22 protein-coding genes are annotated in these 22,236 nt (G+C 64.3%); 11 read left to right on the forward strand and 11 right to left on the reverse strand.

What is annotated here, in order from left to right; genetic code table 11:
• Nucleotides 1–51: 51 nt before the first annotated feature.
• The 4 genes from ACIPUD_RS20520 (at nt 52) to ACIPUD_RS20535 (ending at nt 4,223) form a co-directional block, all read left to right on the forward strand.
• Nucleotides 52–1,236: a patatin-like phospholipase family protein gene (locus tag ACIPUD_RS20520; protein ID WP_085384037.1), complete on the forward strand. Its 1,185-nt coding sequence runs from the start codon at nt 52–54 to the stop codon at nt 1,234–1,236.
• 133 nt (nt 1,237–1,369) lie between these two features.
• The gene (locus ACIPUD_RS20525) at nt 1,370–2,116 is read left to right on the forward strand and encodes a TetR/AcrR family transcriptional regulator (protein ID WP_018457980.1); all 747 of its coding nucleotides are present in this window, start codon (nt 1,370–1,372) and stop codon (nt 2,114–2,116) included.
• 247 nt (nt 2,117–2,363) lie between these two features.
• On the forward strand, nt 2,364–2,966 hold the full coding sequence (locus ACIPUD_RS20530) for a PepSY domain-containing protein (protein WP_018457982.1): 603 nt from the start codon (nt 2,364–2,366) through the stop codon (nt 2,964–2,966).
• 219 nt (nt 2,967–3,185) lie between these two features.
• The gene (locus ACIPUD_RS20535; RefSeq protein WP_446481438.1) at nt 3,186–4,223 is read left to right on the forward strand and encodes an aspartate-semialdehyde dehydrogenase; all 1,038 of its coding nucleotides are present in this window, start codon (nt 3,186–3,188) and stop codon (nt 4,221–4,223) included.
• 113 nt (nt 4,224–4,336) lie between these two features.
• Here the strand turns inward: ACIPUD_RS20535 and ACIPUD_RS20540 are convergent, their stop codons facing one another.
• From ACIPUD_RS20540 to coaD, 8 genes are all read right to left on the reverse strand, one after another.
• Nucleotides 4,337–4,552, reverse strand: a complete 216-nt coding sequence (locus ACIPUD_RS20540; RefSeq protein ID WP_446481439.1) for a hypothetical protein — start codon at nt 4,550–4,552, stop codon at nt 4,337–4,339.
• Complete coding sequence (locus ACIPUD_RS20545; RefSeq protein ID WP_018457984.1) at nt 4,549–4,710, reverse strand: type II toxin-antitoxin system VapC family toxin; 162 nt, start codon at nt 4,708–4,710, stop codon at nt 4,549–4,551. Before ACIPUD_RS20545 ends, ACIPUD_RS20540 begins: the two co-directional genes overlap by 4 nt.
• A complete protein-coding gene (locus ACIPUD_RS20550) occupies nt 4,710–4,952 on the reverse strand; it encodes a type II toxin-antitoxin system VapB family antitoxin (protein WP_018457985.1) in 243 nt (80 codons plus the stop codon). The genes ACIPUD_RS20545 and ACIPUD_RS20550 overlap by 1 nt, the downstream gene beginning before the upstream one ends.
• A 57-nt stretch (nt 4,953–5,009) precedes the next feature.
• Nucleotides 5,010–6,083 carry a tRNA preQ1(34) S-adenosylmethionine ribosyltransferase-isomerase QueA gene (gene queA / locus ACIPUD_RS20555; RefSeq protein ID WP_446481440.1) on the reverse strand — a complete coding sequence of 358 codons (1,074 nt, stop codon included), beginning with the start codon at nt 6,081–6,083 and terminating at the stop codon, nt 5,010–5,012.
• A gap of 142 nt (nt 6,084–6,225) precedes the next feature.
• Nucleotides 6,226–6,690, reverse strand: coding sequence for a peptidylprolyl isomerase (locus ACIPUD_RS20560; protein WP_018457987.1), 465 nt, complete (start codon nt 6,688–6,690; stop codon nt 6,226–6,228).
• Nucleotides 6,687–7,112 (reverse strand): hypothetical protein, encoded by a 426-nt coding sequence (locus ACIPUD_RS20565; protein ID WP_446481441.1) that lies wholly within the window; start codon nt 7,110–7,112, stop codon nt 6,687–6,689. Before ACIPUD_RS20565 ends, ACIPUD_RS20560 begins: the two co-directional genes overlap by 4 nt.
• Nucleotides 7,113–7,120: 8 nt before the next feature.
• Nucleotides 7,121–7,684, reverse strand: coding sequence for a peptidylprolyl isomerase (locus ACIPUD_RS20570; protein ID WP_018457989.1), 564 nt, complete (start codon nt 7,682–7,684; stop codon nt 7,121–7,123).
• 41 nt (nt 7,685–7,725) lie between these two features.
• Nucleotides 7,726–8,220 carry a pantetheine-phosphate adenylyltransferase gene (coaD, locus tag ACIPUD_RS20575; RefSeq protein ID WP_018457990.1) on the reverse strand — a complete coding sequence of 165 codons (495 nt, stop codon included), beginning with the start codon at nt 8,218–8,220 and terminating at the stop codon, nt 7,726–7,728.
• Nucleotides 8,221–8,467: 247 nt separating this feature from the next.
• Between coaD and ACIPUD_RS20580 the strand changes: the two genes are divergently transcribed.
• Together ACIPUD_RS20580 and ACIPUD_RS20585 are read left to right on the forward strand one after the other, a co-directional pair.
• On the forward strand, nt 8,468–8,725 hold the full coding sequence (locus ACIPUD_RS20580; RefSeq protein ID WP_018457991.1) for a hypothetical protein: 258 nt from the start codon (nt 8,468–8,470) through the stop codon (nt 8,723–8,725).
• 206 nt (nt 8,726–8,931) lie between these two features.
• Entirely contained in the window at nt 8,932–10,785 is a 1,854-nt protein-coding gene (locus ACIPUD_RS20585) for a potassium transporter Kup (RefSeq protein ID WP_085353166.1), read from the forward strand.
• A 105-nt stretch (nt 10,786–10,890) separates the two neighbouring features.
• Here ACIPUD_RS20585 and gyrA read toward each other — a convergent pair whose 3' ends face one another.
• Together gyrA and ACIPUD_RS20595 are read right to left on the reverse strand one after the other, a co-directional pair.
• Nucleotides 10,891–13,635 carry a DNA gyrase subunit A gene (gene gyrA, locus ACIPUD_RS20590; RefSeq protein WP_085353167.1) on the reverse strand — a complete coding sequence of 915 codons (2,745 nt, stop codon included), beginning with the start codon at nt 13,633–13,635 and terminating at the stop codon, nt 10,891–10,893.
• A 371-nt stretch (nt 13,636–14,006) separates the two neighbouring features.
• The gene (locus tag ACIPUD_RS20595) at nt 14,007–14,504 is read right to left on the reverse strand and encodes a single-stranded DNA-binding protein (protein WP_446481442.1); all 498 of its coding nucleotides are present in this window, start codon (nt 14,502–14,504) and stop codon (nt 14,007–14,009) included.
• Between the two features lie 458 nt (nt 14,505–14,962).
• On the opposite strand from ACIPUD_RS20595, the gene ACIPUD_RS20600 reads away from it, so the two are divergent.
• The 5 genes from ACIPUD_RS20600 (at nt 14,963) to ACIPUD_RS20620 (ending at nt 21,232) form a co-directional block, all read left to right on the forward strand.
• Complete coding sequence (locus tag ACIPUD_RS20600; RefSeq protein WP_026233477.1) at nt 14,963–15,745, forward strand: outer membrane protein; 783 nt, start codon at nt 14,963–14,965, stop codon at nt 15,743–15,745.
• A gap of 230 nt (nt 15,746–15,975) precedes the next feature.
• Entirely contained in the window at nt 15,976–16,665 is a 690-nt protein-coding gene (locus ACIPUD_RS20605; RefSeq protein WP_018457996.1) for an outer membrane protein, read from the forward strand.
• Between the two features lie 282 nt (nt 16,666–16,947).
• Nucleotides 16,948–19,929 carry an excinuclease ABC subunit UvrA gene (gene uvrA, locus ACIPUD_RS20610; protein ID WP_018457997.1) on the forward strand — a complete coding sequence of 994 codons (2,982 nt, stop codon included), beginning with the start codon at nt 16,948–16,950 and terminating at the stop codon, nt 19,927–19,929.
• Nucleotides 19,930–19,975: 46 nt separating this feature from the next.
• Complete coding sequence (locus ACIPUD_RS20615; RefSeq protein ID WP_026233478.1) at nt 19,976–20,539, forward strand: DinB family protein; 564 nt, start codon at nt 19,976–19,978, stop codon at nt 20,537–20,539.
• An 18-nt stretch (nt 20,540–20,557) separates the two neighbouring features.
• Nucleotides 20,558–21,232, forward strand: a complete 675-nt coding sequence (locus tag ACIPUD_RS20620) for an HAD family hydrolase (protein WP_018457999.1) — start codon at nt 20,558–20,560, stop codon at nt 21,230–21,232.
• A gap of 48 nt (nt 21,233–21,280) precedes the next feature.
• Here ACIPUD_RS20620 and ACIPUD_RS20625 read toward each other — a convergent pair whose 3' ends face one another.
• Nucleotides 21,281–22,234 carry a YVTN family beta-propeller repeat protein gene (locus ACIPUD_RS20625; RefSeq protein ID WP_018458000.1) on the reverse strand — a complete coding sequence of 318 codons (954 nt, stop codon included), beginning with the start codon at nt 22,232–22,234 and terminating at the stop codon, nt 21,281–21,283.
• Between the last annotated feature and the right edge of the window lie 2 nt (nt 22,235–22,236).

Below are 22,236 nucleotides of genomic sequence, written 5' to 3' on the forward strand. Positions count from 1 at the left end.
GCCGCGGCGATGTTGCCGGCGGCGGTAGATGCGTGATCGCCAGCCACCGCAATGCCCCTCCCTTCAAGTTCGACTGACCCAGCCGGCCGTTCGCATGGCTGGACGAGGTGGACCGGCGCCCGCCTGTTCGGATTGCTGGTCCTGACGTGCAGCTTGGCGCTCGGCGCCTGCACCTCCCTGCCCCGCACGCCCTATACGGCCACCGAAGCCAGCACATCGCGCGTGCTCGATATTGATGGCCTGCGGCGCTACGCCGACGAACCCATCACGAAATTCAATTTCGAGAAGGACACCAGCACCGCGACGAAGTCCTACCTGGCGCTGTCAGGCGGCGGCGCAGATGGCGCCTACGGCGTCGGTGTGCTCAACGGCTGGACCGCGGCCAAAACCCGTCCCACCTTCTCGGTGGTCTCGGGCGTGAGCACCGGCGGCCTGATTGCGCCCTTTGCGTTTCTCGGCTCGCGATATGACGACACGTTGAAGGAGGTCTACACCAGCGGTGTCGCGGAGAGCCTGTTGAGTGATCCTAGCATCATGCGCGTGCTGTTCGGGTCCGGCCTGTTCGGCAACACGCGGCTGCGCGAGCTCGTCGCCCGCTATGTCGGCCCCGAAATCATGGCGCAAGTCGCTCGTGAAAACGCCAAGGGCCGAAGGCTGCTGGTGGTGACGACCGATCTCGACACCCAGCGCACCGCGATCTGGGACATGGGCAAGATCGCCGCGGTCGGCACGTCCGAGGCGCTCAAGCTGTTTCGCGACGTGATGGCGGCCTCCGCCAGCATCCCGCTGGTGTTTCCGCCGATCATGATCGACGCCGAAGGCGAGGGCCGCAGATTTCAGGAGATGCATGTCGACGGCGGTGTGACGGCCCCGGTGCTGACGCTGCCGGAAGCCTTGCTTTTCCAGGGCAGTCGCCTTCCCGGCCCTGCGAAGCTGGACATCTACATCCTCGTCAACAAGAAGATCGAACGCAATTTCGAGCTCGTCTCCAACAGCACCATCGACGTTGCCTCCCGCAGCCTGTCGTCGATCACCCAGTCGCAGACCCGCTCGATCATCTTCTCGACTTATGATTTTGCGAAGCGCAACCGCCTGGGCTTCCATCTCTCCTATATCGCGCGCGATTATCCGGCCGCCCCCTCGGAAGGGTTCGACACCGCTTATATGCGGGCGCTGTATCAGTACGGATATGAGAAGGCGGCTTCGGGCGAGGCCTGGACTTCGACGCTTCCGTGAGCGCTCGGTGAGGAACGGGGCCGTGCCGAGACGGTTGACGATGCGGTCATTCGGCCAGATTAGCCATGACGCACTCGTTGCCGCGCGTTATAGAGCAATGACTGATGTCACGACCGCGCAGGAATCATTGGGCATGGGATTGACTGCGACCAGGACAAGACCGGCGGCGCCGCGGCGCGAGGTGCCGAAATCGCGCGGCGGCCGGCCGACGAAAAGCGCCGCGATCGAGCGCGATCAGCGGCTGATCGAGGTCGCCACCCGCCTGTTCCTGGATCGCGGCTTTGATGCGACCTCGCTCGATGCGGTCGCGGAAGCCGCGCGAGTGAGCAAGCCCACCGTCTATGCCCGTTACGGCGACAAGCGCGGCCTGTTTGCAGCCGTGCTGAGACGCGAGATCGCGCGATGGCTGGCACCGCTGTCCGCGGCCGCCGAGACGCAGCTCGGCAGCGCCTCGGATATCTCGGTCGAGCAACGGCTGGTCGAGATCGGGCGCGAGATGCTGACATTCACCTGCGGACCCGATGCCGTCGCCTTCAGCCGCATGATGACGTCGCAGGCCATCAACTTTCCCGACATCGCCAAGCTCGGCAAGGAGGAAGGCTGGCTCAAGGCCGTCGCCACCACGGCACGCTTCTTCGACCATCTGGTGGCGCAAGGCGCGCTCGACGTCGACGACACCACCATCGCGGCGGAAGTGTTCCTCGACGTCGTCGTCGGTCATAACCATCGTCTGGCGACGTTTGGAACGCCGCCGGAGATGAAGGCCGCGGAAAAGCGCATGCGCGCTGCGATCAAGCTGTTCCTGGCAGGCGCGCTGGGATCAGCGGACGGCAGCCAGAGTGCCGCCAAGGGCACTCAGCGACGCCGCCCGTCGCGCTGACAATTCCGTGAGGTTGCGAACTTTCCGGGAGATCTCGTGGCCGCGCCGTTGACCGAAACAAAACGATACGGTATGGTTTAATTATAGGGCGATGCGGATCGCTTTTTCACCAGCCCCAAGAGGTCCGCACCGCTTCGATCGTCCCGGCGGTACAGCCCGTCGCGACGCTCAGCGGCCGACCGATGCCCAAGGTCGGCCGCAAATTCTTGACGATCATCCGGCATACTCGCTGGCCGAGGGTTCGAGCATGACGACGGCCAAACGACGGATCTCGGGACTGCTCGCGATCGCCCTGTCCGCACTCCTCCTCGCAGCGCCGGCGCGGGCGATCGTGAGCACGGGCACGCCGACCACCCTTCACAACGACACAGATGGTGACGCCGAGGCCGACCGCCAAGCGGTCAGCCGCGAGATCGAGCGCTTCCGCAGCTCGTCGATCTCGATCAACCAGGCCATGGCGATTGCGGAAGCCCGCCACGTCGGTGCCACCACGGCGGATGTGAGTTTCGACGGAGCCTCAGGCGTGCCGGTCTACCGGGTGAAGACCCTGCACAACGACCGGATCTGGCGCCACACCATCAATGCCGCGACCGGCGAGCTCGTCGGCGGGGAAGCCGCCCTCCCTCTCGCCGAGCTCGACCTCGACGATCGCAGCAATCTCGCAGCGCTCGGTGCCATCAAGCACCGACTTGCGGATGCCGTCCACGTCGCCGAACGCGCGGCCTCCGGCAAAGCCATCAGCGGCGGACTGGTGCGCGAACGCGGCCGGCTGAATTTCGCGATCGTCGTCATCAGTGGCGACAACCTCAAGGAGGTCATCCTCGAACCGCCGGGCGCCCGGACCAAATAGCGGCAGCCCCAATCCCGCCGAAAAGCCATTGACGGGGGCAGGACTCTCCCGCATAAGCTCCCGCCATGTTCGCGACCACCAAACGCACGACTAAAACCACCACGGCCTTCGGGGCCCGGGGAGGCGTGCGCGTGTAGTCGTCGACTAGAACGCAATCCACTCTACCGAAGCCCCGCCCATGATGGTCCGGGGCTTTTTTGTTGTTTAGATCGCAATTCAATGGAGGACAAAGTGAGTAACGATCCCGTCGTCGCGATTGTCGGCGTCACCGGTGCGGTGGGCGCCGAATTCATCGCCACCATGGACAAGCGCGGCTTTCGCGTCGGCAAGCTCAAGGCGCTGGCGAGCGCCCGCTCGGCCGGCAAGACGGTGTCGTTCCGTGGGCAAGACGTCATCATCGAGGAGCTGACCGAACGCGCCTTCGAGGGCGTTGACATCGCCCTGTTCTCCGCTGGCGGCAGCATCTCCAAGAAGTTCGCGCCGATCGCGGTCAAGGCCGGCGCCGTCGTCGTCGACAACTCCTCCGCCTTCCGCATGGACCCGAACGTGCCGCTGGTGATCCCCGAGATCAACGCGAACCGCATCCGCGACCACAAGGGCATCATCGCCAACCCGAACTGCGCCGCCATCACGGCGCTGGTCCCGCTGTGGCCGATCCACCAGAGCAACCGCATCAAGCGCGTGATCATCTCGACCTACCAGGCGGCCTCCGGCGCCGGCGCTGCCGCCATGGACGAGCTGGTCGAGTCCACCCGCGCCAATCTCAACGGGCAGGTTTATACGCCGAAGGTGATGCCGCATCCCTACGCGTTCAACCTCTTCAACCACAACACGGCGATCGACCCTGACACCGGCTACAACGACGAAGAGACCAAGGTCATCAACGAAACCCGCAAGATCTTTGAGGACGACAAGATCGCGATCGGCGTCACCTGCGTGCGTGTGCCGGTGCTGCGGGCTCATTGCGAGGCCATCACCTTCGAATGCGAGAAGCCGATCAGCGAGGACCAGGTCCGCGCCATCATGGCACGAGCGCGCGGCGTCAAGGTCGTCGACGACCGTGCCAGGAACTACTTCCCGATGCCGATCGACGCCTCGGGCCAGGACGACGTCCTGGTCGGCCGCATCCGCAAGGACTTCAGCGACCCCTCCGGGCATTCGATCTCGATGTTCGTGGCGGCGGACCAGCTGCTCAAGGGCGCTGCGCTCAACGCGGTGCAGATCGCGGAGCTCCTGCCACAGCGGGTGATGGCGTAACGGAAGATGCGTAAGGTGGGCAAAGGCGCGCAAGCGCCGTGCCCACCACTTCGCATCAAGAAAGTTGGTCGGCACGCTTCGCCTTGCCCACCCTACAATGGCAAATAGCGCGGTCAGGTCAACGCGGGGAGAATGTCTGTTGAAGAGCAGCGGTTGCGAACGCGCTTTCGCCAAGCGTAGACCGCACAATCGACGATGTTGAGCTGCGCCGGATGTCCCCCGCCCTTGCCGAAGCGTTGAAATGCCTCGAACGCGCCTTTCGCCATGTCTGCGTCGAACGGCACTACGACAATCCCGGCAGTCTCCAGCAATTCGTCGAAGAACTTCACGGCCGATGCTCCGAGGCGAGCAGAGAGAACGATCTTGTTTCCAGGATTGCTACTGCTGACATCGACAGGCTGGCAGCATCCAGCATGGCTTTCCGATAGCGCTGCCCATCTGGCTCGTTGGTGACGGTCGCGACGATCGCAGACGTATCCAGCACCATCAGGACGGCAGCCCGAAACGGTCATAGCCGAGGATTTCGTCTGCAGGCCGAGAATCGAGAACGGGCAAGCCAGCGGTTCGCTCGAGGAACGACGTCAGGGCGGCCCTCCTATCGACCGCCGGCGATGCCACGCGAGACAAGCGCTCCTCGATGGCGCGTTCGAGCGCCGTCTCGATATCTTCCCCCGTCAGGCGGGCGAGGCGCTGGGCAAGCTCATCGACTTTCGCGGAACGGATGTTCATCGGCCACTCGATCCATGCAAAACGTATGAGCAGTATAGCACGAGAACGCCGCCCGCGTCACTCCCGCGCCGGAAACAGCAAACAGGCATCCCCGTACGAATAGAACCGATAGCCGGTTGCGATCGCGTGTGCATAGGCTTGCTGCATCGCCTCCAGCCCGGAGAACGCCGACACCAGCATGAACAGTGTCGACTTCGGCAAATGGAAATTGGTCAGCAGAATATCAACGGCGCGGAAGCGATAGCCGGGGGTGATGAAGATCGACGTCTCGGCGGCGAACGGCTCAATGGTGCCGTCCTCGCTGGCTGCGCTTTCGATCAGGCGCAACGACGTGGTGCCAACCGCGATGATACGGCCGCCGTTCTTGCGCGCAGTGTTGAGCTGCTCCGCCGTTTCGGCCGACAGCGTGCCCCACTCGGCATGCATCTTGTGGCCTTCGGTGTCGTCCACCTTCACCGGCAGGAAGGTCCCTGCCCCGACATGCAGCGTGACGCGATTGATGCCGACGCCGCGCGCGTGCATCGCCTGCTCCAGCGCCGGGGTGAAATGCAGGCCTGCTGTCGGCGCGGCAACGGCGCCTTCGTTCACAGCGAACATGGTCTGGTAGTCGGCGAGATCCTGATCATCAGGCGTGCGTTTCGAGGCGATGTAGGGCGGCAGCGGCGGGCTGCCGAGATCGGCGATGGCTTGATCCAGCGTCGGGCCGTGAAACGAAAATGACAGCGTCACCTCGCCTTCCCCGCCCTTCGCCTCGACCTCGGCGTCGAGATGGCCGAGCAGGCAGACCTTGCCCTCATTGCCGAAGCGGATGCGGTCGCCGGCGATGAGTTTCTTGGCAGGCTTCACCAACGCCTGCCAGCGCGAGCCGTCGAGGCGCTTGATCAGCGTTGCCTCGATCTTCGGCTCGGTCTCGCGGCCGATGCGACGGCCTTTTAATTGCGCCGCGATCACCTTGGTGTCGTTGACGACGAGCTGGTCGCCCGGCTTCAGCCATTGCGGCAGGTCAGCCACGACCTGGTCGCGCAGCGTGCCGTGATCGACGACCAGCATCTTCGCGGAGTCGCGCGGGCTCGCCGGGCGCAATGCGATGCGCTCGGCGGGCAGGTCGAAATCGAAGAGATCGGTGCGCATCTCGGACTCAGGGCCGCACAGTCACTCCTCATCCTGAGGGGTGCGGAACGCGCGTCTCGAAGGATGAAGGCCCCACTGCTGCAGCTCGGCCTTCATGGTTCGAGACGGCGCTACGCGCCTCCTCACCATGAGGGTTGAACGCCTACGCCGCGTCAGCCGCCATCCGCGCCTTGACGATCTTGTCGGGATTCTGCACGGGCTCGCCACGCTTGATCTTGTCGACGTTCTCCATGCCCTCGGTGACCTTGCCCCACACCGTGTACTGGTTGTCGAGGAAGCGGGCATCGTCGAAGCAGATGAAGAACTGGCTATCGCCGGAATCCGGGCTGGCGGCGCGCGCCATCGAGGTGGTGCCGCGCACATGCGGCTCCTTGTTGAACTCGGCCTTCAGCTTCTGGCCGGAGCCGCCGGTGCCGGTGCCCTGGGGGCAGCCGGTCTGCGCCATGAAGCCGTCGATCACGCGATGGAACACGATGCCGTCGTAGAAGCCTTCGCGCACGAGTTCCTTGATGCGTGCGACGTGGCCGGGCGCCAGATCAGGCCGCATCTCGATGGTGACGGGGCCCTGCGTGGTCTCGAGGATCAGTGTGTTTTCGGTGGCGCTCATGCTCGTCTCTCTTGGGTTGGGGGTGAAGTCCTGTCAGGTGAAGACTTGCGGTTGCGAAACTGGATCGCGAACGGACGCCCCGCAGCGGCGCCGGCCATCGCATCGGTAAATGGCATCGGCGTGCAGCGTTGCAATGCCTCCATCACCGCGACCCGGTATTGCAGCCGGTCATTGTCGGAAGCCTCCGCGGATTCATAGGTAATCCTCGGATGGCCCAGAATGTTTCCAGCCCGGTTGAAGCTCACCACGACGGTGATGTCGATCGGGCGGGCCCTGGCGGCGGGCGGCGGCTTCCAGCAGGTGCGCAAATGCCGGAAGATGTCCTGGATGGTGTTGACCTGTGCGTCCTCGGCGACCGCGCCCGGGACGCCGAGCAGCAGCACCGCGGCAACCAGCAGGAGCTTGCCACCGGAGCGCGCCATCGCCGCTCCTACTTGATGTCGGAAGCGACCTGCACCTTCACCATCTTGTCGGGGTCGGTGACGGTGCCGCCGCTCGATCCGGGAGGCGCCTTCTTCAGCTTGTCGACGACGTCCATGCCCTGCACGACCTCGCCGATCACGGTGTACTGGTTGTCGAGGCTGCCGCCGTCGGCAAACATGATGAAGAACTGCGAATTGGCGGTGTCGACGCTGTCGCCGCGCCGGGCCATGCCGACGATGCCGCGCGCAAAATGCACCTTCGAGAATTCCTGCTTCAGGTTCGGATATTTCGAGCCGCCGGTGCCATTGAAGTTCTGACCGTCGCCGGTCTGCGCCATGAAGCCATCCATGACGCGGTGGAACGGCACGTTGTTGTAAAAACCCTCGCGCGCGAGCTGCTTGATGCGCTCGGCGTGCTGGGGCGCAAGGTCCGGCCGGAGCTTGATGACGATGCGGCCCTTGGTGGAGTCGATGACGATGGCGTTGGCCTTGTCGAGGCCGGCCGGCAAGGCTTGCGCGAAGGCCGGCACCGCGAACAGAACCGCGGCAAGAACTGCGAGAATTCGGATCATGACAACTCCGGATCAGAGATGAGAAAGGAAACGCGCCGTTATCAGGCGAATTTTGCCTTGAGCTGGGCCGCAACCAGCGGCGGAACGAAGGCCGAGACATCCCCGCCCATGGCAGCGATCTGGCGCACCAAAGTGGCGGTGATCGGGCGGACCATGGGAGAGGCCGGCAGGAAGATCGTATGCACCTCGGGCGCCATGGCCTCGTTCATGCCGGCGAGCTGCATCTCGTAGTCGAGGTCGGTGCCGTCGCGCAGGCCCCGAATCATGATCGTGGCACCGTGCTTGCGCGCCGAGGTCACCGACAGATCGTCAAACGTCACGGCCTCGAGCACGCAGCCGGCCTGGGCGGCCACCGGCCCGCAGACGTCATGGAGCATCTTCAGCCGCTCCTCGGTCGAGAACAGAGGCTTCTTGCCGGGGTGCACCCCGATCGCGACAACAAGCCTGTCGCACAGCGACACGCTGTGCCGGACCACGTCCAGATGGCCGTTGGTGATGGGGTCGAAGGAACCTGGATAGAAAGCAATGCGCGGCATGGCCACGTCCTACCGCGCCCTGCCCGGCCCGGCAAGCCGGTCAGGTTCCCTGGCGGTTTTTCCGCAGAAGCGTGTCGGAATGCGCCGAATTGTTTCGTCCTGAGGGCGGCCACGACACAAAACGGAGCGCGAACGAAACCATTTCCCGCGTTCGCGAAGACGTCCGGAAACTGGCCATGGTTACTAATCCAGCCAACGAACGACGGGCCGCACACTGGGCGTAGCGGCCGCATCACAGGGGACTGTCATGATCAAGGCTCTTTCGGCGATCGCCATTTCTGCGTGTGTTGCTGCCACCCTCACGCTCCTGCCCGGCTTCGCCCCCACCGTCGAGGCGAGCGTGCCGCAGCCGCTTGCCAAGAGCGACCGGCTCGATATCCGTACCGTCGGCAAGGACTGCTCGCAGCAGGCCTGGCCGAATTTCGAAGCGTCCTGCCTCCGCCAGGCCGGCACCAAAGCCAACATCCGCGAGGCTCGCCTTGTGACTGCCAACCGTACTCCGTAGTGGGGGTCTGTCAGTTTCGCGTCAGCTAACTCTCAAGATAAACCCCAAAGATATACCCCATGGATATTTGCGACGTCCCGTCGCACACTGCCTGATGCTCGCGCCCGTCGGAATGACCCGTCGGGCGCGATCCCATCGGGGGGTCGCCATTGTCCAGCACGCCTGCAGTCGCCTCCGGCCATCAACCTGATCCACTGCCGATTGCCATGACCATGGGCGCCCTCGGGGTGGTCTATGGCGATATCGGCACCAGCCCCCTCTACGCCCTGAAGGAAGCCGCCAAGGCCGCCGCCCATGGCGGCACTTTGACGAACGATGCCGTTCTGGGCGTCGCCTCGCTGATCCTCTGGGCGCTGTTGCTGATCATCTCACTGAAATATGCGCTGTTGATTCTGCGTGCGGATAACCGCGGCGAAGGCGGCATCGTCGCGCTGCTGGCGTTGCTGCATGCCCGCAACGCTCAACCCGGTACCTGGCGCGCGCATTTGCTGGTCGTCGGCCTCGTCGGCGCCGCGCTACTGTACGGGGACGGCGCGATCACGCCGGCCATCTCCGTGCTCTCAGCCATCGAAGGTCTGAAGGTCGACGCACCCTCGCTCGCGCCGGCGGTTGTGCCCGTGACCGTCGTCATCCTGATCGGACTGTTCATGATGCAGAAGCAGGGCACCGGCTTCATCGGCCGCATCTTCGGACCGGTGATGCTGGCCTGGTTCTTCGTGCTGGCAGCGCTCGGCATCCACGGCATCGTCAAGGCGCCGGCGGTGCTGGCGGCGCTCAGCCCGCTCTATGCGTTCGACTTCCTGATCCATCAGGATTTTCATGTCTCCTTCGCGATCCTGGGGGCCGCCTTCCTCGCGGTGACCGGCGGCGAAGCCATGTACGCCGACATGGGGCATTTCGGCCGCCTGCCGATCCGGCTGGCCTGGTTCGCGATCTGCCTGCCTGCGCTCGTGCTGAACTATTTCGGCCAGGCCGCGCTGCTGATCACCGATCCCACCATGATCGAAAATCCGTTCTTCCAGCTCTGCCCCGACGCCCTGCATTATCCGCTGGTCGCGTTCTCGGCGGTCGCGACCGTGATCGCCTCGCAAGCCATCATCTCCGGCGTGTTCTCGTTGACGCAGCAGTCGATCCAGCTCGGCTTCCTGCCGCGCATGCAGATCCGTCACACCACGAGCGACGCGATCGGTCAGATCTACGTGCCGTTGGTGAACTGGCTGCTCGCCGCCGCAACGCTCGGCGCCGTGCTGAGTTTCGGCAGCTCGGAGGCGCTGGCCGGCGCCTACGGCATCGCGGTGTCGCTATTGATGGCGATCACCACGCTGCTCGCCGCCCTGGTCGCGATCCAGTGGGGCTATTCACCGTGGCTCGTGGTTGCCGTGAACGGCTTCTTCTTCGTGATCGATTTGATCTTCTTCTCGGCCAATTCGATCAAGCTGTTCGAGGGCGGCTGGTTTCCGCTGATGCTGGCGGGCTTCGTCGCCTTCCTGATGCTGACCTGGCGCAGCGGCGTGAAGCTCGTCGAAGCCGCACGCGCGAAGCTGCGCCAGCCCGAGGAGGATCTGATCGAGACCGCGGTCAACCAGTGCAGCGCCAGACTCCCCGGCACCGCCGTGTTCCTGGCCTCGGCGCCGCGCGGCGTGCCGCTGGCACTGACCCAGTTCGTCAAGCACAACCACGTGCTGCACGAGCGCATCGTCCTGGTCACCGTGCTGATCGAGGAGCTTCCTCACATCGCCGACGAAGACCGCATCGAGGTGATCGAGATCATTCCCGGCATTACCCGCGTCGTTCTGCATTACGGCTTCATGCAGAACCCGACGATTTACGAAGGGCTGACCTTCGCCTGCCGCCACGGCAAGCTGCCCGGCATCGATCTCTCCGACATCACCTATTACGTCGGCCGCGAGACCATCATCCCGCGCGAGGACGTGCCGGGCATGTGGGTCTGGCGCGAAACCGTGTTCGCCTTCCTGCAACGCAACGCCGAACGCTCCGCCGCGTTCTTCGGCGTACCGACCAAGCAGGTGGTGGAATTCGGCACGGAGCTGGAGATTTAGCTGGTCAGTGAAGTATCCGGATCGAGCACAACTCAATCCGGGACAGCCGTCCGAATGAAGAACCCGGATTTCGCTTGCGCTCCATCCGGGCTAGGGGGTGACGCATCACTCCCCGTTCGACTCCCCATTCGCCCCGTTTCCGCTCTCGGCCTCTTCCGTGATGTGCTCGACCGAGACGACGTGTTCGTCCTCCGCGGTGTCGAACACGATCACGCCCTGGGTCGAGCGGCCGGCGACGCGGATGCCTTCGACCGGGCAGCGGATCAGCTGGCCCTTGTCGGTAACCAGCATGATTTGATCAGCATCCTCCACGGGGAACGACGCTACGAGGTTGCCGTTGCGGTTGTTGACGCTCATGGCGACGATGCCTTTGCCGCCGCGGCCCGTGGTGCGGTACTCGTAGGACGACGTCCGCTTGCCGTAACCGTTGACGGACACGGTCAGCACGACCTGCTCCTGCGCTGACATCTCGACGTAACGCTCCTGGGCGAGTTGGAAGCTGCCGGAGGTCTCCTCGGCCTCGGCGTCCGCCGCCGGCTCCTCGGCCGCAGCTTCGCCGGCGACCGCACGACGCATCTTCAGGTACGCCGAGCGCTCGTCGGACGTCGTCTCGACGTGGCGGAGGATCGCCAGCGAGATCACCTTGTCGCCCTCGGCAAGCGCAATGCCGCGCACGCCCATCGAGGTGCGGCCGGTGAACACCCGCACGTCGGTCACGGGGAAGCGGATGCACTGGCCGCCGGCGCCGGTCAAAAGCACGTCGTCGTGCTCAGTGCAGATCTGCACGTCGACGATCGCTTCATTGTCGTCGAGCTTCATCGCGATGATGCCGGAGCGGCGGACATCCACGAAGTCGGACAGCTTGTTGCGCCGGACGTTGCCGCCTGTCGTGGCAAACATCACGTCGAGATTGCCCCAGGTGGACTCGTCCTCCGGCAGCGGCATGATGGTGGTGATGCGCTCGCCCTGCTCCAGCGGCAGGATGTTGATCAGCGCCTTGCCGCGCGCATTCGGCGCGGCCATCGGCAGGCGCCAGACTTTGATCTTGTAGACCTGTCCGCGCGAGGAGAAGAACAGCATCGGAGTATGCGTGGACGCCACGAACAGCCGGCTGACAAAATCCTCATCGCGGGTCTGCATGCCGGCGCGGCCCTTGCCGCCGCGGCGCTGGGCCCGGTAGGCCGACAGCGGCACGCGCTTGACGTAGCCGGCGTGCGAGACGGTGACGACCATGTCCTCGCGCTGGATCAGGTCCTCGTCCTCGACCTCACCTTCCTGCTCGATGATGACGGTGCGGCGCGGGGTTGCGAACTCGGCCTTCACTTCGGCGAGCTCGGACTTGATGATGCCCAGCACGCGGTCGCGCGAGCGCAGGATGTCGAGATAGTCGGCGATCTCGCCGGCGAGCTTGTCGAGCTCCTCGCGGATTTCGTCGCGGCCGAGTGCGGTGAGGCGTTGCAGGCGCAGATCGAGAATGGCCCTCGCCTGCTCCATCGACAGCCGGATCGTGCCGTTCTCGCTGATGCGGTGGCGCGGATCGTCGATCAGCGTCAGCATGTCCTCGACGTCCCGGGCCGGCCAGTCGCGCGACATCAGGGTGTCGCGGGCGGTGGTCGGGTCGGGCGAGGTCCGGATGACGCGGATCATCTCGTCGATATTGGCGACTGCGATGGCGAGACCGACCAGGACATGGGCGCGATCTCGGGCCTTGGCGAGCAGGAACTTGGTGCGCCGCGTGACGACCCGCTCGCGGAAGTCGACGAAGATCGCCAGCAGGTCCTTCAGGTGCATGACCCGTGGACGGCCGCTGTCGAGCGCCACCATGTTGACGCCGAAGCTCGTCTGCAGCGGCGTGAACCTGTAGAGCTGATTGAGCACCACATCCGGCACGGCGTCTCGCTTCAATTCGATGACGACGCGGTAGCCGTCGCGATCGGATTCATCGCGCAGGTCGCCGATGCCCTCGATCTTCTTTTCCTTGACCAACTCGGCGATGCGCTCGACCATCGTCGCCTTGTTCACCTGGTAGGGAATCTCGGTGATGATGATCGCCTCGCGCTCCTTGCGGATGGTCTCGATCGCGACCTTGCCGCGCATCATGACCGAGCCGCGGCCGAGGTGATAGGCGGCGCGGATGCCCTGCCGTCCGAGGATGACGCCGCCGGTCGGGAAGTCCGGTCCCGGCACGATGTTGATGAGCTCGTCGATGGTGAGCGCGGGGTTGTCGATCAGCGCGACGCAGGCGTCGATGACCTCGCCGAGATTGTGCGGCGGGATGTTGGTCGCCATGCCGACCGCGATGCCGCCGGCGCCGTTGACGAGAAGGTTCGGGAACTTGGCTGGCAAGACCGACGGTTCGGTCTCGTTGTTGTCGTAGTTCGGCTGGAAGTCGACCGTGTCCTTGTCGATGTCGGCCAGCAGAGCCAGCGCCGCCTTCGTCAATCGGGCTTCGGTATAACGATAGGCAGCCGGGGGATCGCCGTCGACCGAGCCGAAATTGCCCTGGCCGTCGATCAGCGGCACGCGCATGGAGAAGTCCTGCGCCATCCGGACCATGGCGTCGTAGATCGACTGGTCGCCATGCGGATGATATTTACCGATGACGTCACCGACCACGCGGGCGGACTTGACGTACTTCTTGTCCGGCGTGTGCCCCTGCTCGTTCATCGAGTACAGGATGCGGCGATGCACCGGCTTCAGGCCATCGCGGGCGTCAGGCAGCGCCCGCGCCACGATCACGCTCATGGCGTAGTCGAGATAGGACTTCTTCATCTCCTCGAAGATGGAGACGGGGCGAATATCCGAGGGTTGCGCCGGCTGGTCGCCGGGCTTGTCGTCGTCGTCAGCCAAGGGGAAATCCGGTGAGGTTTTATCTGGGAATCATATAGCGCATCGAGCCTCTGATAACCACCCTCGCGGCGTTCTGGGAAGCGCTTTTTCCGCCTATTTTTCCAACAACTTAAGCCCTTGCGAGCGGTGTCTCGGACAGCACTCGCATCGGCCTTGCAAAATCGCCGCTCACGCGTGGAAAACCGCGCGGTGAGCTTGCCGCGTCGGCGCGTTTGCCAAGCCGCAATCCGAGCTCACCCCAAACATGAAGCGGGCCCGGAAATGCCGAGCCCGTCCTGTCGATTAGTGGGATGTTCTGACATGAGATGAGAAGCGCCGCCCATCCGGCCGGCGCGTCCGCATCAGGCGCCGCGTTCTTGGAGCGGAATCGCTCAGAACGGGATATCGTCGTCCATGTCGCTGTTGCGGCCACCGCCGCCGGCGGGAACAGGGCGCCGCGGCGCGCTGCTGACCGGACCGGAGGAGCCGAAATCGCCGCCCGGCTCGTCGCCGAAGCTGCCGCCTCCGCCACCGCCGCTACGACCGTCCAGCATCGTCAAGGTCGAGTTGAACCCCTGGAGCACGACTTCGGTCGAGTACTTTTCGACACCGCTCTGGTCGGTCCATTTGCGGGTCTGGAGCGCACCCTCGACGTAAATCTTGGCGCCCTTCTTCAGATACTGTTCGGCGACCTTGCAGAGCCCTTCATTGAAGATCACGACGCGGTGCCACTCGGTCTTTTCCTTGCGCTCGCCAGTCGCCTTGTCGCGCCACGTCTCCGAGGTCGCGACGCTCAGATTGGCGATCGGCCGCCCGTCCTGGGTGCGGCGGATTTCAGGATCCTTGCCGAGATTTCCAACCAGAATGACCTTGTTGACGCTTCCCGCCATCTCCGCTCTCCGCTCCGAATGCCACTGAATTCAAGAAGGCCGGTCCGCTCCCGCGTTCCGCCGTGCCTGTTGAGGCGACCCTATACGCTCGCCGAACACTTGCGGACGACGATCAGTCCGTCACCCCTCCGGTTATCCCCACATATAGCATCGACCTCCGGTTCGTTCCAGATTTGTTCTTGGCGGAGGACAGCAATGAGGTGTGGGATCGATCGGCTAAACGTGTTGCGGAAGGCACGCGTCGATTGGAACCTTTGTAGGTTCCCAAAAATGGAAGAAAGAACTTAACATTCAGCAAGTTGTGGGTACTCGCACTGCCCCGGTCTTGTTGCATTTGGGAGACGGACTCTGCCGCTCCGTAGAGCTACGGTTGCCTCGGACTTAGTTCATATGGGCCCTCGCGCCTGATCAGCCGCTTCGGGGAAATAAGAAGCGGACGAAACCTGGGGAGACTGGCAATGAATAAGCTTCTTATTTGTGCAATCGGTGCAGTGGCGATGGGCTTGTCCGCTCCCGCAAGCGCGGCGGACATGGCCGCGCGTCCCTACACCAAAGCCCCGCCGCCGGCGGTTGCCGCCATCTACGACTGGAGCGGCTTCTACATCGGCATCAACGGCGGCGGTGGCTCCAGCCACAAGTGCTGGGACTTCGTCACGCCCGCGACCGGCGTTCTCGTCGGCGAAGGCTGTCACAATGCAACAGGGGGCACCGTCGGCGGCCAGATCGGCTATCGCTGGCAGTCCGCCAATTGGGTGTTCGGTCTGGAAGGCCAGGGCAACTGGGCTGATTTCCGGGGCGACAACGTGAGCACCCTCTTCCCTGGTACCGCTTTGGTGACGGGTGATCGCAACCGTTCCCGCATCGACGCTTTCGGTCTCATCACCGGTCAGGTCGGTTACGCCTGGAACAACGTGCTGCTTTACGTGAAGGGCGGCGCCGCCGTCGTCGGTGACAAGTACGACATCTACGCTGCTGCGGGTACGCCCGGCGCGGGCGCGCTGCTGGCTTCGGCCCGGGAGACTCGCTGGGGTGGCACGGTCGGAGCCGGTCTGGAATTCGGCTTCGCCCCGAACTGGTCGCTGGGCTTTGAGTACGACCACATCTTCCTTGGCGATCGCACGATCGGCTTCACAACGCCCGCGGGTGCGGTATTCGGCAGCGACCGGATTCGCCAGGACGTAGACATGGGCCTGGTCCGCTTGAACTATCGCTGGGGCGGTCCGGCCATCGCAAGGTACTGATCGCGCTGGACATATCGCACTTCGAAGGCCGGCCTTGCGCCGGCCTTTTGCTGTGCAGTTCTCCAATATTAATCGGTCAATAACCGTTCCGTTTTCCGACCGTTGTTGCTTTTGAGTGACACAACTTGCGGCTTCACTGGTGTAAGTACGGCATCAGTTGGGCAAGTGAGTCCGATGCCCTCCCTATCGTGGAAGGCACAATCAGAAACTGGGACTGGGATTAGTTGAAAATGAAAAAGGTTTTGTTGGCTTCGGCCTGTTTGTTCGCTCTCGCCGCCCCGGCTTCGGCCGCTGATCTCGCGGCGCGCCCCTACACCAAGGCCCCGGTGGCCATGGCTTCGGTCTACAACTGGACCGGCTTCTACCTCGGTATCGTCGGTGGCGGCGCTTGGGAAAATTCCTCGACCGACCCGAAGATGAAGGGCGGCTTCGTCGGCGGTACTGCCGGCTACAACTGGCAGACCGGCAATGTCGTGCTCGGCGTCGAGGCCGATGGTTCCTGGGCTGATGTCAGCGCGTCGGTCACCGGCCCCGTTGCCGTCCCCGGCTTCGGCCTCGTCAGCACCACCCTCAGCTCCAAAACCGATGCGATGGGAACCGTGCGCGGCCGCATCGGCTACGCCGTCAACAACGTCCTGTTCTACGGCACCGGTGGTTACGCCTGGATCGACAACAAGCTCAGCGTCAGCGCGCTCGGCGTGACCGTTTCCGACAGCAAGTGGCACTCCGGCTGGACCGTCGGTGCGGGCGTCGAAGCGTTCTTCGCTCCGCAGTGGTCGGTCAAGGGCGAGTACCTCTTTCGCAGCCTCGGCGGCGAGACCTACTTCTCGGGCGCCCTGCCCTCCGGCACGCTCGAGTTTCACACCGTGCAGGTCGGCGTGAACTATCACTTCGGGGGCCCGGTGGTCGCCAAGTACTGAGTTCAGTACTTAGCCCCAACGCCATCCGCGTTACGAAAGGCCGGCCTTGTGCCGGCCTTTTTGTTTTGTCGGGCACGTTGCCGCGCAGTTCCACCCTGCTCCTGCCAGATGCCGCCAGTGCGCCAACAATCCGTTGACGATTCGCAAGTCCCACTGGAAATCCGTCTCCGTTCTTCCTACGTTCGCTGACAACCCCATCGGCGCCGATCCCGGTTCCGGGCGAAGCGCGCCTTTTTTGTTGGCGCGATCGCGCGCCTTTGGGATTCCTTGAGGGCAACCCGGATGGATGAAGTGATCAAGGCGAAGCGCCAACAGCAGAACGTGGGATCAAACCTGCGCGCAATTACCATCCGTGGCGCGCGCGAGCACAATCTCAAGAACGTCGATGTCGAGATTCCCCGCGACAAGCTGGTGGTGTTCACGGGGCTGTCGGGCTCCGGCAAATCCTCGCTCGCGTTCGACACCATCTACGCCGAAGGCCAGCGCCGCTACGTCGAATCGCTGTCTGCCTACGCCCGCCAGTTCCTGGAGATGATGCAGAAGCCCGACGTCGACCAGATCGACGGCCTGTCGCCGGCGATCTCGATCGAGCAGAAGACGACGTCGAAGAACCCGCGCTCCACCGTCGGCACGGTGACCGAAATCTACGACTACATGCGCCTGCTGTGGGCGCGCGTCGGCGTGCCCTATTCGCCCGCCACCGGCCTGCCGATCGAGAGCCAGATCGTCTCGCAGATGGTCGATCGCGTGCTGGCGCTGCCCGAGGGCTCGCGCCTCTATCTGCTCGCGCCGGTCGTGCGCGGCCGCAAGGGCGAGTACCGCAAAGAGCTTGCCGAATGGCTCAAGAAGGGCTTTCAGCGCGTCAAGATCGACGGCGCCTTCCACGAGCTCGCCGAAGCCCCTGTTCTCGACAAGAAATTCCCGCACGACATCGACGTCGTCGTCGATCGCATCGTGGTGCGCCCCGACATCGGCCAGCGCCTCGCCGAAAGTTTCGAGACCGCGCTGAAACTTGCCGAGGGCCTCGCCGTCATCGAATTCGCGGATGCGCCGGCTGCGGCAGCACCCGCGGAAGAGAAGAAGAAGACCGCAAAGATCCACGACAAGAGCGGACCCGAGCGCATGCTGTTCTCGGAAAAGTTCGCCTGCCCGGTGTCCGGCTTCACCATCCCCGAGATCGAGCCCCGGCTGTTCTCGTTCAACAACCCCTATGGCGCCTGTCCTGCGTGCGGCGGCCTCGGCGTCGAGCAGCATGTCGACGAAGACCTCGTCATTCCCGACAAGGAGCTCGCCATTGGCAAGGGCGCAATCGCGCCCTGGGCCAAATCCTCGTCGCCCTATTACATTCAGACGCTGACTGCGCTCGGCAAGCACTACAAGTTCACGCTGACCACCAAATGGAAGGATCTGCCCAAGAAGACGCAGAACGCGATCCTCCATGGCTCCGGCGAGGACGAGATCAAGTTCTCCTACGAGGACGGCGTCCGCTCCTACGACACCAAGAAGCCGTTCGAGGGCGTCATCACCAACATCAACCGCCGCTATCGCGAGACCGAGAGCGAGTGGGCGCGTGAGGAGCTGGCGAAGTACTTCCACGACGTGCCCTGCGAGGCGTGCCACGGCTTTCGGCTGAAGCCCGAGGCGCTTTGCGTCAAGATCGGCGGCAAGCATATCGGCGACATCTCCGAGATGTCGGTGAAGGGCGCCGGCGCGTGGTTCGAGACCGTGCCGGAGGCGCTGAACACCCAGCAGAACGAGATCGCCGGCCGCATCCTCAAGGAGATCCGCGAGCGCCTCACCTTCCTGCTCGACGTCGGCCTCAACTACCTCACGCTCTCCCGCTCCTCCGGCACGCTCTCCGGCGGCGAAAGCCAGCGCATCCGGCTGGCTTCGCAGATCGGCTCGGGGCTAACAGGCGTGCTCTACGTGCTCGACGAGCCCTCGATCGGCTTGCACCAGCGCGACAACGCGCGCCTGCTCGACACGCTCAAGAGACTTCGTGACCTCGGCAACACCGTGATCGTGGTCGAGCACGACGAGGACGCGATCCTGCTCGCCGACCACGTGCTCGACATCGGCCCCGGCGCCGGCATGCATGGCGGCAACATCATCGCCGAAGGCACGCCCGCCGAGATCATGCGCAACCCCAACTCGCTGACGGGCAAATATCTCACCGGCGAGCTCGAGGTCGAGGTGCCCGAGCGGCGCCCGCCGAACCATCGCCGCACCATCAAGGTGGTCAACGCGCGCGGCAATAACCTCAAGAACGTTACGGCCGAAATTCCGCTCGGCCTGTTCACCTGCGTCACCGGCGTCTCCGGCGGCGGCAAATCGACGCTGCTGATCGACACGCTCTACAAGGCGATCGCCCGCAAGCTGAACAATGCCAGCGAAGGCGCCGCGCCGCACGACCGCATCGAGGGCCTCGAGCACATCGACAAGATCATCGACATCGACCAGTCGCCGATCGGTCGCACGCCGCGCTCCAACCCCGCGACCTATACCGGTGCCTTCACGCCGATCCGCGAATGGTTCGCCGGCCTGCCCGAGTCGAAAGCGCGCGGCTACGAGCCCGGCCGGTTCTCCTTCAACGTCAAGGGCGGCCGCTGCGAGGCCTGCCAGGGCGACGGCGTCATCAAGATCGAGATGCACTTCTTGCCCGACGTCTACGTCACCTGCGACGTCTGCAAGGGCAAGCGCTACAACCGCGAGACGCTGGAGGTCCTATTCAAGGGCAAGAGCATCGCCGACGTGCTCGACATGACCGTCGAGGAAGCGGCCGAGTTCTTCAAGGCGGTCCCACGTGTACGCGAGACGTTCCAGACGCTGCATCGCGTCGGCCTCGACTACATCCATGTCGGCCAGCAGGCCACGACGCTCTCGGGCGGCGAAGCCCAGCGCGTCAAGCTCGCAAAAGAGCTGTCAAAGCGCGCCACCGGCCGCACGCTCTACATCCTGGACGAGCCGACCACCGGGTTGCATTTCCACGACGTCAAGAAGCTGTTGGAGGTGCTGCACGAGCTGGTCGCGCAGGGCAACACGGTCGTCGTCATCGAGCACAATCTCGAAGTGATCAAGACCGCCGACTGGGTCATCGACCTCGGCCCCGAAGGCGGCGATGGCGGCGGCGAGATCGTCGCCTGGGGCCCGCCAGAGGACATCGCAAAAGCGCCGCGGAGCTATACGGGGAAGTTCCTGGCGCCGGTGCTGGCGAAGGCTCGGAAGCCGAAGCGGAGACGCGCGGCGAGCGAGGCGGCCGAGTAGGTTACGCCGCGGGAGCGGCCGACACATTGTCTGAGGGAGACTGAGTTTGCCTGCCGGACTTGTGCAAACCTATCGTGCGTTCGCCCACAATAATGCTTGGGCAAACCACCGGCTGCTCACCGCTTGCGCGGCGCTGTCTCAGGCCGACTTCGAAGCCGAGCGGACCGGCTTCTTTCCGAGCCTGCAACGCACGCTGAACCACATCCATGTCATCGACCTCTTCTATGTCGATGCACTGGAGGGCGGATGGTTGGGACCGGCAGCTTGGAAGAACGACGTGCCGCACCTTTCCCTTGCTGCGCTGAAGCCTGCGCAAGCCGCGATCGACAAGCGCTTGATCGCCATGTGCGATGCACTGACGCCCGAGATTCTCAACGGCATTGTGCGGATCAACCGCGACACGCGGGTCCAGGCCGAACGCCGCGACCGACTGCTCATGCATCTGTTCCAGCATCAAATTCATCACCGCGGACAAGCGCACGCCATGCTGTCCGAAACGAGCGTCGCGCCGCCTCAGCTTGACGAGTTCTTCGCCGAGGGAGAGGCGCCGCTCAGGGCCACCGAATTCGACCAACTCGGATGGACCGAGGAAACCGTGTGGAAAGCCTAGCGGTGTAGCTTCGTCTCCATGCCCTACTCCCTCGCCATCTTTGATCTCGACGGCACGCTGGCCGACAGCTTTCCGTGGTTCCTGCGCACCATCAACGACGTCGCCGATCGCTTCGGCTTCCGCCGCGTCGCGGACGAGGATATCGAGGGGCTGCGGCATGCTTCTTCGCGGGAGATTCTGAGCCGGCTCGAGGTGCCGCTGTGGAAGCTGCCGGCGATCGCGCGGCATGCGCGGCGACTGAAGGCGGAGGCTGCAGCGGAGATTTCGCTGTTTGCGGGGGTCGAGACAATGCTGCGGACGCTGGCGGAGAGTGGCGTGCAGCTCGCGATGGTGACGTCGGACAGCGAAGCCAATGCGCGCGAGAAGCTCGGCGATTGCGCGACGCTGTTCGCCCATTTCGATTGCGCGGCCTCGCTTTTCGGCAAGCCCGCGAAGTTCCGACGGGTCATCCGCCGCGCCGGCGTGGAGCCGGGCAAGGTCATCTCGATCGGCGACGAAGTGCGCGACATCGAGGCGGCGCGGACAGTGGGAATTGCCTGCGGAGCGGTGGGCTGGGGTTATGCGGCGCCGGCGGCGCTGCGGGCGATGGTGCCGGATCACATGTTTGATCAGATGGATGAGATTGTATGGACGCTGTGCCCCGGTGCCGTAGCCCGGATGAGCGAAGCGATATCCGGGAACGCCGGTGGATGAGGAGAGCCCCGTCCCGCATGTCGCTCCGCTCACGCGGGCTACACGCCCCTACTCCGTCCTGCGCAAGAATGCCCCAAACGCGCGCGGGCCGTCGCCGGTATTGACCTCGCCGATCAGCTTCAGCTCGACCGCATCGATGATATCGAGCGTGTTGCTTTCCCAGCAGGCGACGATAATGCGCTTGCCGTCGGCAGTCGCGGCAATGCCTTCGGGATAATCGCCGACATTGATGCGCTTGAGCGGCTTCAAGGTCGCCAGATCGAACACGCTGACAGTGCCGCCATACTGATCGGTGACGAAGCCGCGGCCCTGCGCCAACGCCACCGCATAAGGGCGCATCCCGACCTGCACGCGGCCGGTCTCGGCCCCAGTGGCGATGTCGATCACGGAGACGTCGTTGGAGCCGACATTGGCGGTGTAGGCGCGCTTGCCCTCGGCATCGATGGTGACGCCGAACGGACGGGTGCCGACCTTGATGGTCGTCGTGCGCTGGCGCGTCGCGGTGTCGACCACCGACACACTGTCGTCGTCGCGGTCGGCCGAGAGCAGCAGCTTGCCATCCGGCGTTACCGCGAGCCCCGATGGCGAGGCGCCGACCGCAATGCTGGCCGTGACGCTGCGCGAGGCCGCGTCGATCACCCGCACCGCCGCCGCATACCAGTCCGCGACATAGACGGTGCGGCCATCCGGCGCGACGGCAATGCCGAGCGGCCCGCCGCCGACCTCGATCCGCGCCGCAACCTGCCGCGTTGCTGCGTCCACCACCGTCACGGCTTTGGCATCCGGGCTCGTGACATAGGCAAAACGTCCGTCCGCGCTGACGGCGACGCCGGCCGGCTTGCCGCCGATCGGGATGGTCGCGACGCTGCGCGCCGTGGCGAGGTCCACGACCATCAGATCGTCGCTGAGCTGGTTGGTGACGAATGCCTCTTCGGCGAACACATGCGCGATGCCGGCCAGGCAAAAGCTGGCGGCGAGCGCCGCCAGGACCAGCGCCCGCACCG

This window comes from Bradyrhizobium sp. CAR08 (assembly GCF_052871955.1).

Excerpts from the sequence above, each read along its gene's own strand:
- ACIPUD_RS20520 (WP_085384037.1), top strand. The coding sequence starts at position 52 with ATGCCCCTCCCTTCAAGTTCGACTGACCCAGCCGGCCGTTCGCATGGC.
- ACIPUD_RS20525 (WP_018457980.1), top strand. The coding sequence starts at position 1,370 with ATGGGATTGACTGCGACCAGGACAAGACCGGCGGCGCCGCGGCGCGAG.
- ACIPUD_RS20530 (WP_018457982.1), top strand. The coding sequence starts at position 2,364 with ATGACGACGGCCAAACGACGGATCTCGGGACTGCTCGCGATCGCCCTG.
- ACIPUD_RS20535 (WP_446481438.1), top strand. The coding sequence starts at position 3,186 with ATGGAGGACAAAGTGAGTAACGATCCCGTCGTCGCGATTGTCGGCGTC.
- ACIPUD_RS20545 (WP_018457984.1), bottom strand. The coding sequence starts at position 4,710 with ATGGTGCTGGATACGTCTGCGATCGTCGCGACCGTCACCAACGAGCCA.
- ACIPUD_RS20550 (WP_018457985.1), bottom strand. The coding sequence starts at position 4,952 with ATGAACATCCGTTCCGCGAAAGTCGATGAGCTTGCCCAGCGCCTCGCC.
- queA (WP_446481440.1), bottom strand. The coding sequence starts at position 6,083 with ATGCGCACCGATCTCTTCGATTTCGACCTGCCCGCCGAGCGCATCGCA.
- ACIPUD_RS20560 (WP_018457987.1), bottom strand. The coding sequence starts at position 6,690 with ATGAGCGCCACCGAAAACACACTGATCCTCGAGACCACGCAGGGCCCC.
- ACIPUD_RS20565 (WP_446481441.1), bottom strand. The coding sequence starts at position 7,112 with ATGGCGCGCTCCGGTGGCAAGCTCCTGCTGGTTGCCGCGGTGCTGCTG.
- ACIPUD_RS20570 (WP_018457989.1), bottom strand. The coding sequence starts at position 7,684 with ATGATCCGAATTCTCGCAGTTCTTGCCGCGGTTCTGTTCGCGGTGCCG.
- coaD (WP_018457990.1), bottom strand. The coding sequence starts at position 8,220 with ATGCCGCGCATTGCTTTCTATCCAGGTTCCTTCGACCCCATCACCAAC.
- ACIPUD_RS20580 (WP_018457991.1), top strand. The coding sequence starts at position 8,468 with ATGATCAAGGCTCTTTCGGCGATCGCCATTTCTGCGTGTGTTGCTGCC.
- ACIPUD_RS20585 (WP_085353166.1), top strand. The coding sequence starts at position 8,932 with ATGACCATGGGCGCCCTCGGGGTGGTCTATGGCGATATCGGCACCAGC.
- ACIPUD_RS20595 (WP_446481442.1), bottom strand. The coding sequence starts at position 14,504 with ATGGCGGGAAGCGTCAACAAGGTCATTCTGGTTGGAAATCTCGGCAAG.
- ACIPUD_RS20600 (WP_026233477.1), top strand. The coding sequence starts at position 14,963 with ATGAATAAGCTTCTTATTTGTGCAATCGGTGCAGTGGCGATGGGCTTG.
- ACIPUD_RS20605 (WP_018457996.1), top strand. The coding sequence starts at position 15,976 with ATGAAAAAGGTTTTGTTGGCTTCGGCCTGTTTGTTCGCTCTCGCCGCC.
- uvrA (WP_018457997.1), top strand. The coding sequence starts at position 16,948 with ATGGATGAAGTGATCAAGGCGAAGCGCCAACAGCAGAACGTGGGATCA.
- ACIPUD_RS20620 (WP_018457999.1), top strand. The coding sequence starts at position 20,558 with ATGCCCTACTCCCTCGCCATCTTTGATCTCGACGGCACGCTGGCCGAC.